This is a genomic window from Paenarthrobacter sp. NPDC090517 (genome assembly GCF_044769165.1).
Classification (GTDB): Bacteria; Actinomycetota; Actinomycetes; order Actinomycetales; family Micrococcaceae; genus Arthrobacter.
The window spans coordinates 386029-399398 of record NZ_JBIVXN010000003.1; the positions used below are offsets into that span (position 1 = coordinate 386029).

12 protein-coding genes are annotated in these 13370 nt (G+C 62.3%); 5 read left to right on the top strand and 7 right to left on the bottom strand.

All coding sequences use genetic code 11. The features are described 5' to 3' along the window. Positions 1–2 precede the first annotated feature (2 nt). The gene (locus ACIQTW_RS13405; RefSeq protein WP_402937462.1) at positions 3–794 is read right to left on the bottom strand and encodes a lysophospholipid acyltransferase family protein; all 792 of its coding nucleotides are present in this window, start codon (positions 792–794) and stop codon (positions 3–5) included. A 110-nt stretch (positions 795–904) separates the two neighbouring features. Between ACIQTW_RS13405 and ACIQTW_RS13410 the strand changes: the two genes are divergently transcribed. Genes ACIQTW_RS13410 through ACIQTW_RS13420 form a run of 3 tightly spaced genes read left to right on the top strand, consistent with a single transcriptional unit; the run spans position 905 to position 3046 of the window. Further along, positions 905–1693: an alpha/beta hydrolase gene (locus tag ACIQTW_RS13410; RefSeq protein ID WP_402937464.1), complete on the top strand. Its 789-nt coding sequence runs from the start codon at positions 905–907 to the stop codon at positions 1691–1693. Then, entirely contained in the window at positions 1690–2493 is an 804-nt protein-coding gene (locus tag ACIQTW_RS13415) for an alpha/beta hydrolase (RefSeq protein ID WP_402937467.1), read from the top strand. The genes ACIQTW_RS13410 and ACIQTW_RS13415 overlap by 4 nt, the downstream gene beginning before the upstream one ends. Beyond that, positions 2480–3046, top strand: coding sequence for a hypothetical protein (locus tag ACIQTW_RS13420; RefSeq protein ID WP_402937470.1), 567 nt, complete (start codon positions 2480–2482; stop codon positions 3044–3046). Before ACIQTW_RS13415 ends, ACIQTW_RS13420 begins: the two co-directional genes overlap by 14 nt. Positions 3047–3076: 30 nt before the next feature. Here the strand turns inward: ACIQTW_RS13420 and ACIQTW_RS13425 are convergent, their stop codons facing one another. Beyond that, positions 3077–4135, bottom strand: coding sequence for an ROK family protein (locus ACIQTW_RS13425; RefSeq protein WP_402937472.1), 1059 nt, complete (start codon positions 4133–4135; stop codon positions 3077–3079). A gap of 188 nt (positions 4136–4323) precedes the next feature. Between ACIQTW_RS13425 and ACIQTW_RS13430 the strand changes: the two genes are divergently transcribed. Further along, on the top strand, positions 4324–6135 hold the full coding sequence (locus ACIQTW_RS13430; protein ID WP_402937475.1) for an AMP-dependent synthetase/ligase: 1812 nt from the start codon (positions 4324–4326) through the stop codon (positions 6133–6135). A gap of 80 nt (positions 6136–6215) precedes the next feature. Here the strand turns inward: ACIQTW_RS13430 and ACIQTW_RS13435 are convergent, their stop codons facing one another. Continuing rightward, positions 6216–9611 carry a pyruvate carboxylase gene (locus tag ACIQTW_RS13435; protein WP_402937477.1) on the bottom strand — a complete coding sequence of 1132 codons (3396 nt, stop codon included), beginning with the start codon at positions 9609–9611 and terminating at the stop codon, positions 6216–6218. Positions 9612–9914: 303 nt separating this feature from the next. On the opposite strand from ACIQTW_RS13435, the gene ACIQTW_RS13440 reads away from it, so the two are divergent. Further along, positions 9915–10724 carry a ParA family protein gene (locus ACIQTW_RS13440; RefSeq protein ID WP_402937480.1) on the top strand — a complete coding sequence of 270 codons (810 nt, stop codon included), beginning with the start codon at positions 9915–9917 and terminating at the stop codon, positions 10722–10724. Between the two features lie 83 nt (positions 10725–10807). Here ACIQTW_RS13440 and ACIQTW_RS13445 read toward each other — a convergent pair whose 3' ends face one another. The 4 genes from ACIQTW_RS13445 to ACIQTW_RS13460 all read right to left on the bottom strand — a co-directional run bounded on the left by ACIQTW_RS13445 (position 10808) and on the right by ACIQTW_RS13460 (position 13353). After that, positions 10808–11401 (bottom strand): MerR family transcriptional regulator, encoded by a 594-nt coding sequence (locus ACIQTW_RS13445; protein WP_017200818.1) that lies wholly within the window; start codon positions 11399–11401, stop codon positions 10808–10810. Between the two features lie 235 nt (positions 11402–11636). Beyond that, positions 11637–12140, bottom strand: coding sequence for a bifunctional nuclease family protein (locus tag ACIQTW_RS13450; protein ID WP_017200817.1), 504 nt, complete (start codon positions 12138–12140; stop codon positions 11637–11639). Next, positions 12140–12856: a MerR family transcriptional regulator gene (locus tag ACIQTW_RS13455; RefSeq protein WP_402937483.1), complete on the bottom strand. Its 717-nt coding sequence runs from the start codon at positions 12854–12856 to the stop codon at positions 12140–12142. Before ACIQTW_RS13455 ends, ACIQTW_RS13450 begins: the two co-directional genes overlap by 1 nt. 20 nt (positions 12857–12876) lie before the next feature. Further along, positions 12877–13353, bottom strand: coding sequence for an FHA domain-containing protein (locus ACIQTW_RS13460; protein ID WP_011774388.1), 477 nt, complete (start codon positions 13351–13353; stop codon positions 12877–12879). Positions 13354–13370: the final 17 nt, after the last annotated feature.

Consider the following 13370-nt stretch of genomic DNA (forward strand, 5'->3'; position numbering starts at 1 on the left):
CGTCACAGTTTCTCCGCTGATCCGTTCGCGTCACCGCGGGGTTCGTCCCTGTCCTCTGCTATGTCCGAGGTGGCGTCTTCGGCAACCTCAATCTTGTGGACCGGTTCAGGGCCTTTGCCAGCCAACTGGGCCTTGACCACCGCTGCGTACTCGTCCACGTATTCCTGGCCGGAAAGCCGCATCAATTCGTACATGATTTCGTCTGTCACAGCCCGCTGGATCAGCCGATCGTCTTCCATGCCGTAGTAGCGGCTGAAGTCCAAAGGCTGCCCGAAAATAAGGCCGATCCGGCGGATGTTGGGCAGCCGTTTGCCGATGGGCTGGACCTTCTCCGTCCCGATCATTGCCACGGGCACCACGGGAACGCGAGTTTGGAGTGCCAGCTTCGCCACGCCAACCTTGCCACGGTAGAGCCGGGCATCCGGGCTGCGGGTGCCCTCCGGATAGATCCCCAGCAGGCCTCCGGAGTTCAGGACGTCCTTGCCTGCCTGCAGCGACATTTCCGACGCCGCGCCGCCGGAACGGTCCATCGGCAGTTGGTTGCTCAGCCGGAAAAACAGCGCAGTCAGCCGGCCTTTAAGCCCTTTTCCTGTGAAGTACTCGGACTTGGCCAGGAAGATCACCGGACGATGAACCATCAGGGGCAGGAAGATGGAGTCCGAGAAGGACAAGTGGTTGGAGGCCAGGATGGCAGCTCCGCTTTCAGGAACGTTGTCCAGTCCCTTCACCCAGGGACGGAACAGGAGTTTGAGGATGGGACCGAGAAAGATCCTCTTCATGACCCAATAGAACACGTTTGTCCTCTCACGGCCGATTGGTTGGCATGCACCCGGGCAACCCGGCCGGCACTCAACAGCAACCCTACTCCAGTGAGAAATGTCAGGAACAGTGACACGATGGACGCATGACGGAACGCAACAAACCCGCCGCGCCACTCGCTTTCCACCACGCCGGACATGGAGCCAACGCCTCCATCGGCGTGGCTATCTGCCACGGCTTCACCGGAAGTCCCCTCAGCGTCCTCCCTTGGGCCGAATACCTCGCCAAGCAGGGCTTCGCAGTGTCCGTGCCCCTCCTTCCCGGGCATGGCACCAGTTGGCGTGACCTCGCCACCACAAGGTGGCAGGACTGGTACCGGACGTTCGAGCAGAGTTACCTGGACCTTGCAGCGAAGACTGAGACGTGTTTCGTGGCTGGGCTTTCCATGGGCGGAGCCATGGCCCTGCGGGTGGCCTCCCGCCATGATGTTCCCGGGCTGGTCTTGGTGAACCCGGGGCTGAGCTTCTACGACCGCCGGGTACGGTACGTCGGAGCACTGAAGTACGTCATGCCCACTACCACCCCCATAGTGGAGGACAGGCCCGCGCCCATAACGATCGAGGAAGGCGATTACTCCAAAACGCCGTTGAAGGCCGTCCACGAGCTCAAGAAACTCTTCCGCGCAGCTACCCGGGGCCTACCTCATGTGGAGGCTCCCGCGCTGGTGTTCAAATCCACGGTTGACGACGTCATCCCGCCGAGCTCGTTGGCGACCATCAGCAAGTACCTTGACTCCTCGCGCCTCAAAGTCGTCACGCTTCCACACAGCGGACATGTGGCCACCCTGGATGTTGATGCACCCACCATTTTTGAAGAATCAGCCGACTTTTTCCGCCAGTGTGCCGGGGACAGAGTAGCCTCAGAGTCATCATGAAAATGCTCCCCGACTTTTCGCCGTTCCACAGCAGCTGGAATGGTGCCGGTCCGCGCGTCGGTGTGGTCATGTCCCACGGGTTCACGGGAAGTCCGCACAGCGTCAGGCCGTGGGCCGAACACCTCGCTGCGTCCGGCTACGCCGTCAGGCTGCCGTTGCTGCCTGGCCATGGCACCACTTGGCAGGACATGGCCACCCGCTCGTGGCGGGAGTGGCACCGGGCCGTGGATGATGCGTACCTTGAGCTGGCCTCCGAGTGTGATTATGTTTTCTCTGCCGGTTTGTCCATGGGCGGAACACTGGCCTTGCGCATAGCAGCCACGCGTCCCATTGCAGGGACAGTGGTGGTGAATCCTGGACTGGTCCTGGACGATCCGCGGGCTGTCATCGTCGCTGCCCTCAAGTATGTGGTGAAGACTACTCCGGCCATCGCCAATGACATCCTCAAACCGGACCAGGACGAAGGTGCCTACGCCCGGACACCTGTTGCAGCCGCTCACCAACTCAAGAAGATGTACAAGGACACTGCAGCCATCCTGCCGCGAATCAGCTCACCCGTTCGGGTCTACAAGTCAACGGTGGACAACGTCATCTCGAACGCAAGCCTGGAGTTCCTCCGTTCCCGGGTTCAGGCGCCGGTGGATATCAGCTACCTTCACAACAGCCATCATGTTGCCACCCTTGATAATGACGCTCCGGAGATTTTTTCCGGGACTGTCGACTTCATCCAGAAGACCGTAGCGGCCCTGGCCGGGCACGGGCTTTCTCCCGAAAAGGACACAGCCCATGAACAGGCCTGATCCCAATTCTGCTGATCAAAGCGCTAACAAGGACGACGACGCCGTGTGGCAGGATCTGGTGGCACGACTGGAGGCCACACAGTCAGGCCCCGAAGGGGAATCGCCGAAGCACGCAAAAGCGCAGGACATCAACGAGGCCCCGGGCTTTGAGGCCGGGCCTCAGCCAAGGTCCGGCAGGACTTTCAAGGACTTCGATCCACTCGGGTTGTCCGCACCTGCCCCGGAGCCATTACCTGATCCGGCGGCAGTCCACGCCGATGCTGAAGCTGGAATCCGTCCGTCCGGGCCTCGTGACTTCGAAGTCGAAGACGAGGACCACACCTTCGTTCCGGAGGATCCGCCCAGTCTGGCGGGAACTGAGCCGCTGGTCATGCTGGCCTGGGTGGGTGCTGTGGGCGGACCCATCGCCCTGCTTTTCACAGCCATGTTTTGGCGGTCCGCGCCATTAACGGCAGTTCTTGGCATTGTCGCCATTTTCGTTGCGTCAGTGATCTACCTCATCATGCGGCTTCCGCAGGAAAAGAATGAGGACGACGACGGCGCCCGCCTCTAGCGGCACACAGCCGTTCCCAACGTGGCAAGCTTAGCTGCGTGCCCGTCCGCTGACGCGTGACAGGTCTGCTGCGCCGATCATGCCCGCACGCGGGCCGAGGGCCGCGAGCTCGATTCTTGCCATGGGACGGAAACCCCGCCCTGTGAGGTTCTTGGCGAATGACTCCCTGGCCGGTCCGGCAAGCAACTCCCCCGCGTCACACAGTCCCCCGCCTATGACGAACATCCCGGGGTCAAGTGCTGCTGCGAGGTTGGCCAGCCCCAGGCCCAACCATTCACCTTGGTCCGCGAGGAGTTCGCGGGACGTGGCATCGCCCGCAAGTGCCAGTGAGGTCACAGCTGCGCCCGACAGGTTTTCTGCGGTCCCGCCTGCCTTCTCCAACAGAACACGGCCTGCAGGGGAATTGGTCCGCACCAACTGCCGGGCCTCACGCCCCAGCGCGTTGCCGGAGGCATACTGCTCCCAGCAGCCGCGGTTACCGCATTCGCAGCGGTGCCCCCCGGGGAAAATGATCTGATGCCCGAACTCCCCGGCCACGCCGTACCGGCCCCGTTCCACCCGGCCATCCATGACCATTGCACCACCGATGCCTGTGCCCAATGTGATGCAAACAAGGCGGCTTTCACCTTGGCCTGAGCCAAAGCGCCACTCCGCCCACGCCGCAGCATCGGCGTCGTTCGTGAGTAGCACGGGACGTCTCAGCAACTTCTGGAGGCTCTCCCTGAGCGGCTCGTTACGCCAGGCCAGATGGGGGCTGAACAGCACAGTGCCGCCGTCGAGGTCCATCCATCCTGCGGCACCGATACCCACCGAAGCGATCCGGTGTCCTGCGCTGAGTTCCTCCACCAGTTCCACGATGGTCTGCTCGACGGCCCGGGGGTCCGCGCCTGGCGTGGACCTGCGTGCCTCGGCCAGGACCCGCCCCTCGGCGTCCACTACACCAGCGGCTACCTTGGTGCCGCCGATGTCGATTCCGATCGCCAGTCCGCGGCGGCCCAAATGGCTTCGTCGGGCAGCCCAAGGCACCTCCCTCCATGCCGAGGCCGGCGGCTTGGGTCTGACCAGGGAACTGGACCGTAGTGCGGGCATCCCCTCATCCTATTCCGCAGGGCGGGTCAGCACCGGCATCGTAGGGGCGCGGATGGCCTGGAGTTGCTTGAAATGACGGCTCCTCCGTAAAGTTACTCGCCAGTAGGTGAAATAGAACACACCTCCGCGAGCGGGCATACTAGAGTGGAAGCAGCCCCTCGTGGCCCGTGGATATCAAAGGAGCTACCGTGCGTGAAATCAGTGTTCCTCCCCTCGTGAACATCGCCCCGGAAACCAACATCACGGACCTCGTGATCCGAGAGGCAGAAAAAGCATCCAACCCTGCGTTGTTTTCCAAGCTGGATGGCAATGGTCAGTGGCAGGACATCCGCGCCAAGGACTTCCTACAAGACGTGAGGGCCTTGGCAAAAGGCCTCATCGCCAGTGGAGTCGGCGTAGGCGATCGTGTGGGCATCATGTCCCGCACCCGGTACGAATGGTCCCTCGTGGACTTCGCCATCTGGTTTGCCGGAGCCGTCTCTGTCCCGATCTATGAAACGTCGTCGCCATCACAGGTGGCATGGAATCTGGGCGACTCAGGCGCCGTGGCAGCCTTTGGCGAAGCAGCGCACCATGAGGACGTCATCCGCCAGGCTGTCGCCGCAGAGGACATTACCTCGGTGGCAAACGTCTGGCAGCTTGAGGGCGCCGGTCTCGATGCGCTGCGCACTGCAGGCGCAGGCGTCCCCGACGACGAACTCGAGTCCCGCCGTTCCTCAGCCGGGCTCAAGGATCTGGCCACAATTATCTACACCTCCGGCACTACCGGCAGGCCCAAGGGCTGCGAACTGACCCACGGCAACTTCGTGGAACTCTCAGAGAATGCCCGCGCTTCATTGCCCGAAATCATCAACGAGTCTGCCAAGACCATCATGTTCCTCCCCTTGGCCCACGTCTTCGCGCGTTTCATTTCCGTGCTTGCCGTAGCCGGCGGGGTGAAGGTGGCGCACACCCCGGACATCAAGAACCTGTTGGCTGATCTCCAGAGCTTCCAGCCGACGTTCATCCTGGCTGTGCCCCGGGTGTTCGAGAAGGTCTACAACTCGGCGCTGACCAAGGCAGAGGACGGCGGCAAGGGAGCCATCTTCCACCGCGCAGTGGATACTGCAATCGCCTACTCCAAAGCACGTGAGTCCGGTTCGCTGGGACTTGGCTTGAAGCTCAAGCACGCCTTGTTCGACAAACTCGTCTACGGGAAGCTCCGTGCGGCGATGGGCGGCCATGTTGCCCACGCAGTCTCGGGAGGCGGACCGTTGGGTGAACGGCTCGGGCACTTCTTCCAGGGCATCGGCCTGCAGATCCTGGAGGGCTACGGCCTGACCGAGACCACGGCACCGATCTCCGTGAACACGCCGTCCATGATCAAGATCGGCACGGTAGGTGCCCCTTTGCCGGGCAACTCGGTCAAGATCGCCGACGACGGTGAAATCCTCGCCAAGGGCGTCTGCGTCATGCGTGGCTACTACAAGCGTGAAGACCTCACTGACGAAACGTTTGCTGACGGCTGGTTCCGCACCGGCGACATCGGCGAACTGGACAACAACGGCTTCCTCAAGATCACTGGCCGCAAGAAGGAAATAATCGTTACTGCCGGCGGAAAGAACGTGGTTCCTGCCCTGTTGGAGGACCAGATCCGCGCGGATGCGTTGGTTTCCCAGGTTCTTGTGGTGGGCGACAACCGTCCGTTCATTGGCGCCTTGGTCACCCTGGACGAAGAAGCCCTCCCGGGCTGGCTGGACCGCCACGGGCTCGCCGCCAGCACCACAGTCGCCGAGGCCACCGACCACCCGGTGGTTAAGGCAGCCGTCCAGGAACTCATCAGCAAGGCCAACCAGTCCGTGTCCCAGGCTGAGGCCATCAAGTCCTTCAGGATCGTTCCGGCGGACTTCACCGAAGCCTCAGGTCACTTGACGCCATCTCTCAAGGTCAAGCGGGCCCAGGTCATGAAGGACTTCGACACCGTCATTGAGGAAATGTACACAGCACCCCGCGCGTCCTAGCCCAGGCATTTCAGCCAGGATGAGCAGAAAAAAGTACCCCGTCCGGATTCTTCCGGACGGGGTACTTTTTTGGTGGATGGCTAGCCGATCACCAGCAGCAAGTCGCCGCCTTGGACCTGCTCAACCGAGGAAATCGCAAGGCGGGAAACCGTGCCGGCCACCGGCGTCGTGATGGAAGCTTCCATCTTCATCGCCTCAATGGTGGCAACGGTGTCGCCGGCGTTGACAACATCGCCTACCTTCACTGTTACCGTAACGGCGCCTGCAAACGGGGCGGCAACCTGGCCGGGCTGGGCAGGATCCGCCTTCTCAGCTGCCTTGACGTTGCTTACCACCGAACGGTCACGAACTACGACGGGCCTGGACTGGCCATTGAGCGTGCACATCACGGTGCGCATGCCCTTCTCGTCTGCCTCGGAGACAGCCTCAAGCTGGGCAATGAGGCGAACGCCCTTCTCCAGCTCGATGACGTGCTCTGCGCCCTGCTGGAGACCGTACAGGTAGTCGCGGGTGTCCAGCACGGAGATGTTGCCGTAAGTGTCAACGCTCTTCAGGTAGTCCTTGGTGGGTCCCGCGAAGAGCAAACGGTTCAGCGTGTGCTGCCGCGTCTTGGAATCACCCTTGAGCGCGGCGCTGTCTTCGGCGCTGATATCGACGTCCCGCACCTTGACGCTGCGGCCTTGAAGGGCCTTGGTGCGGAAAGGCTCGGGCCAGCCTCCGGGAGGATCACCGAGCTCCCCGGAGAGGAAGCCGATGACGGAGTCCGGGATGTCGTAGTTCTGCGGGTTCTCGTTGAAGTCCGCAGGATCGGCGTTGAGTCCTACAAGGTGCAACGCGAGGTCGCCAACCACCTTGGAGGATGGAGTAACCTTCACCAAGCGGCCCAGGATCCGGTCAGCTGCCGTGTACATGTCCTCGATGGCCTCGAACTGCTCCCCAAGGCCCAAGGCGATAGCCTGCTGGCGAAGGTTTGACAGCTGGCCGCCGGGGATTTCGTGCTGGTAGACGCGGCCAGTGGGTCCCGGAAGACCGGATTCGAAGGGGGCATAGACGCGACGGACGGCTTCCCAGTAGGGCTCAAGGGCACCGACGTTAGCCAGGCTGAGCCCGGTATCGCGGGGGGTGTTGGCCAGTGCAGCGACCAGCGCCGACGCCGCGGGCTGGCTTGTGGTGCCGGCCAGGGACGCAGATGCCACGTCAACGGCATCCACGCCAGCGTCAACAGCAGCCAGCAAAGTGGCAAGCTGGCCACCCGCGGTGTCATGGGTGTGCAGGTGCACCGGCAGGTCGAAGCGCTCACGCAGGGCAGAAACCAGCTTCGCGGCCGCAGCGGGACGCAGGAGGCCCGCCATGTCCTTGATGGCAAGAATGTGGGCACCGGCGTCGACAATCTTCTGGGCGAGATTCAGGTAGTAGTCGAGGGTGTAGAGGTCCTCGTTCGGATCCAGGAGATTGCCTGTGTAGCAGAGAGCCACCTCAGCGACGGCAGTCCCCGTTGCACGCACGGCCCGAATTGCGGGGGCCATCTGGTTGACGTCGTTGAGGGCGTCAAAGATACGGAAGATGTCAATGCCCGTAGCGGCAGCCTCGTTAATGAAGGCCTCCGTCACCTCTTCCGGGTACGGGGTGTAGCCCACGGTATTGCGACCGCGGAGCAGCATCTGGATACAAGTGTTAGGCAACGCCTTGCGCAATGCGGCGAGGCGGTCCCACGGGTCCTCACCTAGGAAGCGGAGCGCGACATCATACGTTGCGCCACCCCAGGCCTCCACGGAAAGCAGCTCAGGCATGAGTGCCGTCACTGCCGGGCCGGCGGCCACGAGGTCACGGGTGCGCACGCGTGTTGCCAGGAGGGACTGGTGGGCATCGCGGAACGTGGTGTCCGTGACAGCCAGCGCCTGCTGCTCACGCAGGGCCTTGGCAAAGCCCTCCGGCCCAAGTTCGATCAACTTCTGGCGCGAACCGGACGTGGGAACCGGGCCATCGATCGCCGGCAGCTTTCTGGCAGGGTCAGAATGGACAGCAAGCTCGCCGTTGGGCTTGTTGACGGTGACCTCAGCCAACCAGGTGAGCAACTTGGTGCCACGGTCTGCAGAAATGTGCGACTTCAGCAGTTCAGGGCGCTTGTCGATGAAGTCCGTGGCCACGTTCCCGGCGTTGAAGTCCGGATCCGCGAGGACAGCCTGCAGGAATGGAATGTTGGTGGACACGCCACGGATACGGAACTCAGCCAAACCACGACGCGCGCGGGCTACAGCCGCAGGGTAGTCACGGCCACGACAGGTCAGTTTCACCAGCATGGAGTCGAAGTGCGGGCTGATCTCGGCACCCGAGTAGACCGTACCGCCGTCGAGCCTGACACCGGCGCCACCGGCGGAACGGTAGCCGGTGATCTTTCCAACGTCAGGACGGAATCCGTTGGACGGGTCCTCAGTGGTGATACGGCACTGCAGCGCTGCGCCCTTGATGGACACCGAATCCTGGCTCAGCCCCAGGTCCGCAAGGGTTTCCCCGGACGCGATACGCATCTGAGCCTGCACGAGGTCAACGTCGGTGATTTCCTCTGTGACGGTGTGCTCCACCTGGATGCGGGGATTCATCTCAATGAAGACGTGCTGGCCGGCCCGCTCCCCTTCCGTGTCCACCAGGAACTCCACGGTTCCGGCGTTGACGTAGTTCAGGGCCTTGGCGAATGCTACGGCGTCGCGGTAAAGAGCCTGGCGAATGTTCTCATCCAGGTTCGGTGCGGGCGCAATCTCCACCACCTTCTGGTGGCGGCGCTGAAGCGAACAGTCACGCTCGAAGAGGTGCATGACGTTGCCTTCGGCGTCGGCCAGGATCTGCACTTCGATGTGGCGGGGACGCAGAACTGCCTGCTCAAGGAACATGGTGGGGTCGCCGAAAGCTGCGTCAGCTTCACGCATGGCGGACTGCAATGCTTCGGGCAGGGCTTCGCGCGTCTCAACGCGCCGCATGCCACGGCCGCCACCGCCGGCAACGGCCTTGGCGAAGATGGGGAAGCCGATCTCGTCGGCGGCAGCGATGAGCTCGTCAAGGTCCTTGGAAGGCTTGCTCGACTTCAGAACCGGGACGCCGGCCTTACGGGCAGCTTCCAGGGCGGCAACCTTGTTACCTGCGAGCTCCAGGACCTCAGCGGGCGGGCCGACGAAGGTAATGCCTGCTGCCTTGGCAGCGCGGGCGAGATCCGGGTTCTCGGAGAGGAAGCCATAGCCGGGGTAAATGGCGTCAGCGCCGGCTTCTTTGGCAACGCGGACAACCTCCTCTACGTCCAGGTAGGCGCGGACGGGATGGCCCACCTCGCCGATCAGGTAAGCTTCATCGGCCTTCTGCCGGTGGATCGAGTTACGGTCCTCATGCGGAAAGACGGCTACGGTCTTGGCGCCCAGTTCATAACCAGCGCGAAACGCCCTGATCGCGATTTCGCCGCGATTGGCCACCAGAATTTTCGAAAACATACTTCTCCTGCATCATTGCGGGTGGATCGGTCGGTGGTCACAGTGTGTAGTGCCGCCAGCATCAAACACAAATCTTTGTGGCAACCATCACAAAGGAATCGTCATCTGGGCTGTATATGCGTGCGCGCGATCCGGCCGCATGCTATTGCCCCCCGTTATCCCCCAGCGGCCTGGCGCGTAGAAAGCGGGATTCGACCGCGATGCACCATATGATGTTCAGGGGGCTTCGGCAAGCCCCGGCTCCGGCGCTTCCGGAGCGAATCAGCGCGATACGGCAACCGGCGTTAGGTTTTGGGTTTTCAAGTGCAAGTAGTCAGCATCAGCAGCCTCAAGGGTGGAGTGGGAAAGACGTCCGTGACCACCGGTCTGGCGTCCGCGGCCCTCGCAGCCGGTATTCCCACGTTGGTAGTGGACCTCGATCCACACGCCGACGCCACCACGGCACTTGGCGTTCAGCCGGGCGGGCAACTCGACATCGGCCGAATGCTGAAAAGCCCCCGAAAAGCCAACCTCGCCGGCAATGTGGCCGGCAGCTCCTGGGTTTCCAACGGATCCAGCAACGGCACCTTGGACGTCGCAGTGGGTTCGGCCTTCACCGGAATCTATGATCGGCCGGATCTGGGCCGACGCGACCTTCGCAGGCTGTCAGCCGTCCTGGCAGGCACCACTAACTACGAACTCGTCCTGGTCGATTGCCCTCCGTCCCTCAACGGTCTGACGCGCATGGCTTGGAGCGCAAGCGATCGCGTAGTCCTCGTTGCAGAGCCCGGGCTCTTCTCGGTGGCCGGTACCGAACGCACCATGCGGGCCATTCAATTGTTCCGGCAGGAGTTCGCTCCCAACCTGGCCCCGGCAGGAATCGTGGCTAACCGGGTGCGCACCGGTTCGGCGGAACACACCTTCCGCTTGGCGGAAATGGAATCAATGTTCGGCGAACTGCTCCTGACGCCCCACATTCCGGAGCAGGCCAATTGGCAGCAGATCCAAGGTGCAGCACACTCGGTGCACCACTGGCCCGGAGACTCTGCCAAGAACGCTGCCAAACTCTTTGATGCCCTCCTCGGAAGCCTCTTGGCTGGACAATCCTCGACGCGCGACCGCCGACAGCGCTAAGCGCCTCCGCACGCTACACAAGAAGAAGGCCTCGTCCCCACAGGGACGAGGCCTTCTTTTGGCTGAATTCAGTGGTCCGGTGTTTAACCGATTCGGCGTGCGACGCGCCGCTTGCTCAGTTCGTCGTCGGGAAAGGACTGCTCAGCGGCATGCTCGCTCGGAAGCGCGGCCAGGCTTCCCTCAACTTCCCGCCATACGCGCCCCACGGCGATGCCGAAGACGCCCTGCCCGCCCTGTACGAGGTCGATGACCTCGTCCGCGGATGTACATTCGTAGACGCTCGCACCGTCGCTCATCAGCGTGATCTGCGCCAGGTCCTCGACGCCCCGCTCGCGAAGGTGTTCCACTGCACTGCGGATCTGCTGGAGGGAGACGCCGGTATCAAGGAGACGCTTGACTACTTTCAGTACGAGGATGTCCCGGAAGCCGTAAAGACGCTGGGAACCGGAGCCCGCAGCGCCACGGACAGCAGGCTCGACCAGGCCGGTACGTGCCCAGTAGTCGAGCTGGCGGTAGGTGATGCCTGCAGCTTTGCATGCGGTGGGACCGCGGTAGCCCGCGTCCTCGTCCAGCACGGGAAGGTCCTCCGTGAAGAGCAAACCTTGGGCGCCGGATGCGGGCGCAGCAATGCCGGCAGAGGACTGCTTCAGCTCGCCTGCTTCGCCTTTCGGACTCACGTGACCTCCTTGTTCTCAGTTCCCTTGGGGACGGTGCATACTCTGATACAACGGCGAAATGCAGCAGTGTAATTCCCGCAAGTCCGCACCTTCCAGTGTGACTTGCGTGGGCAGTGTATGCAACGGGAACTTGATAACTTCGACGTTAGGCCCGTGAGGCGCCGAGGTCAAAGACCTTCGCTCCGAAATCCCGTCGTGTCGAAAGTTTCACCCTCCACTTTAGGCTTAGGGTGACTCAGCCTTCGAAATCTTCCGGTTCCACGTCGTCCAGGAACTCGCGGAAGCGACGCATCTCGCGCTCTTCGTCCACTGCGGGATCCGGCTCCGAGTCTTCACCTTCATCATGCTCGGTGATGCGGACACCGGCTTCTTCCATGACCGCATCGGCGCACCAGATACGGCATTTTGCTCTCAACGCCAAGGCCAAGGCATCCGAAGCCCTTGAACTAACCACCGTGCCGTCGTCGAACTGCAGCTGCCCGTAGAAGATGTTGTCTTCCACAGCCACAATGTTCACGCTGATGATGGAATGGCCCAAGGATTCGACAACATCAACCAAGAGATCATGCGTCATAGGCCGCGGTGGGACAACGCCCTGCTGCGCCAACGCGATGGCACTGGCTTCAGGCGTGCCGATCCAGATCGGAACATGCCGTTCACCATTGATCTCCCGCAGGAGTACCAGCGGCTGGTTGGACGGCAGTTCAATCCGGACACCGACGATTTCGACTTCGATCATCAGCTGTCCATCCGGGAGATACGGTCGTGCACCAAGGCCCTGTGCAGGGTGAGGCAGAGATCGCTGATCTCACGGGCAGCCTCGGCGGCACGAGCCTGCGAGGCAGCGTCCCGCCGCGACGTCAGCGGCGCAACAGCGCGTTCCACCAAGCCGAACTCCCGCTCAGCCGCAGCCTGGAAGGGCCGAAGGTGGCGTGGCTCGAGGCCGTGTCCTTCCAGTTGGACACAGGCCCGGGCTACCTGAAGTGCGTGTTCGTCGAACTTGCCGCCCACGTGGGTGATCAGTCCAAAGCTCAGGAGGGATTCAAGCAAGGGCAAACTGGCACCCGACTCGGCGCGCAACTGCTCCTCGGTGAGGGCACGGGCCCGCCCTTGCACTTCCGCTGCCATTTCCGCCGAGACCACCCTGGGCGAAACGGTAACACCCGGAGGGAGATTTTCCGGCCTCTCACCGCGGTCGATGGCATCGAGATAATCCTTAATGACCTTCAGCGGCAGGTACTGATCACGCTGAAGGGCCAGGACGAAACGGAGCCGCTCAACATCACCGTCCGAGTACTGCCGGTAACCCGCAGGAGTCCTCTTGGGGTTAATGAGGCCCTTTTCCTCCAGGAAACGAATCTTGGACGCCGTCATACCGGGAAAGTCGTCGCTCAGCTGGGCAAGGACTTCCCCGATATTCAGGACCTGCGGTCCGCGGCGGTCCTGCTGGGCCATAGCCACAGGCAGATACCCCGTCAGACTTGGCCTGCTGCGCGAACAGGGCTCAGGTAGTAGGTCAACCGGAACTTGCCGATCTGTACCTCGTTGCCGCTCTTCAGCTGCACGCGGTCCACACGGTCGTGGTTGACGTACGTTCCGTTAAGGCTCCCCATGTCCACCAGCTCAAAACCGGACGCCGTCCGGATGAACTGAACATGCTTGCGGGAAACCGTGACATCATCCAGGAAGATGTCGGCATCCGGGTGCCGCCCAGCCGTGGTGGTGTCCGCATCCAGCAGGAAACGAGCGCCGGCGTTGGGCCCACTGTGCGCAATGAGCAATGCTGAGTTCGGCGGAAGTGCGTCTACGGATGCACGCTCTTCAGGAGCCAACTTGGGGGCAATGCTGGGCTCGTCCCACGTTGGCGTGATGCTGATCGAGGTGGTCTCCGACGTCGGCTGTTCCTCCGCGCCGTTCCCGACATTGGCTTGATTCTGTTCGCCGCCAACCATGGAATTTCCTCCTCATC

What these genes read in the sequence shown, in the direction of transcription:
- ACIQTW_RS13455 (WP_402937483.1), bottom strand. Translation starts at nt 12,856, where the DNA reads ATGGCCCAGCAGGACCGCCGCGGACCGCAGGTCCTGAATATCGGGGAA.
- ACIQTW_RS13420 (WP_402937470.1), top strand. Translation starts at nt 2,480, where the DNA reads ATGAACAGGCCTGATCCCAATTCTGCTGATCAAAGCGCTAACAAGGAC.
- ACIQTW_RS13435 (WP_402937477.1), bottom strand. Translation starts at nt 9,611, where the DNA reads ATGTTTTCGAAAATTCTGGTGGCCAATCGCGGCGAAATCGCGATCAGG.
- ACIQTW_RS13410 (WP_402937464.1), top strand. Translation starts at nt 905, where the DNA reads ATGACGGAACGCAACAAACCCGCCGCGCCACTCGCTTTCCACCACGCC.
- ACIQTW_RS13425 (WP_402937472.1), bottom strand. Translation starts at nt 4,135, where the DNA reads ATGCCCGCACTACGGTCCAGTTCCCTGGTCAGACCCAAGCCGCCGGCC.
- ACIQTW_RS13460 (WP_011774388.1), bottom strand. Translation starts at nt 13,353, where the DNA reads ATGGTTGGCGGCGAACAGAATCAAGCCAATGTCGGGAACGGCGCGGAG.
- ACIQTW_RS13415 (WP_402937467.1), top strand. Translation starts at nt 1,690, where the DNA reads ATGAAAATGCTCCCCGACTTTTCGCCGTTCCACAGCAGCTGGAATGGT.
- ACIQTW_RS13450 (WP_017200817.1), bottom strand. Translation starts at nt 12,140, where the DNA reads ATGATCGAAGTCGAAATCGTCGGTGTCCGGATTGAACTGCCGTCCAAC.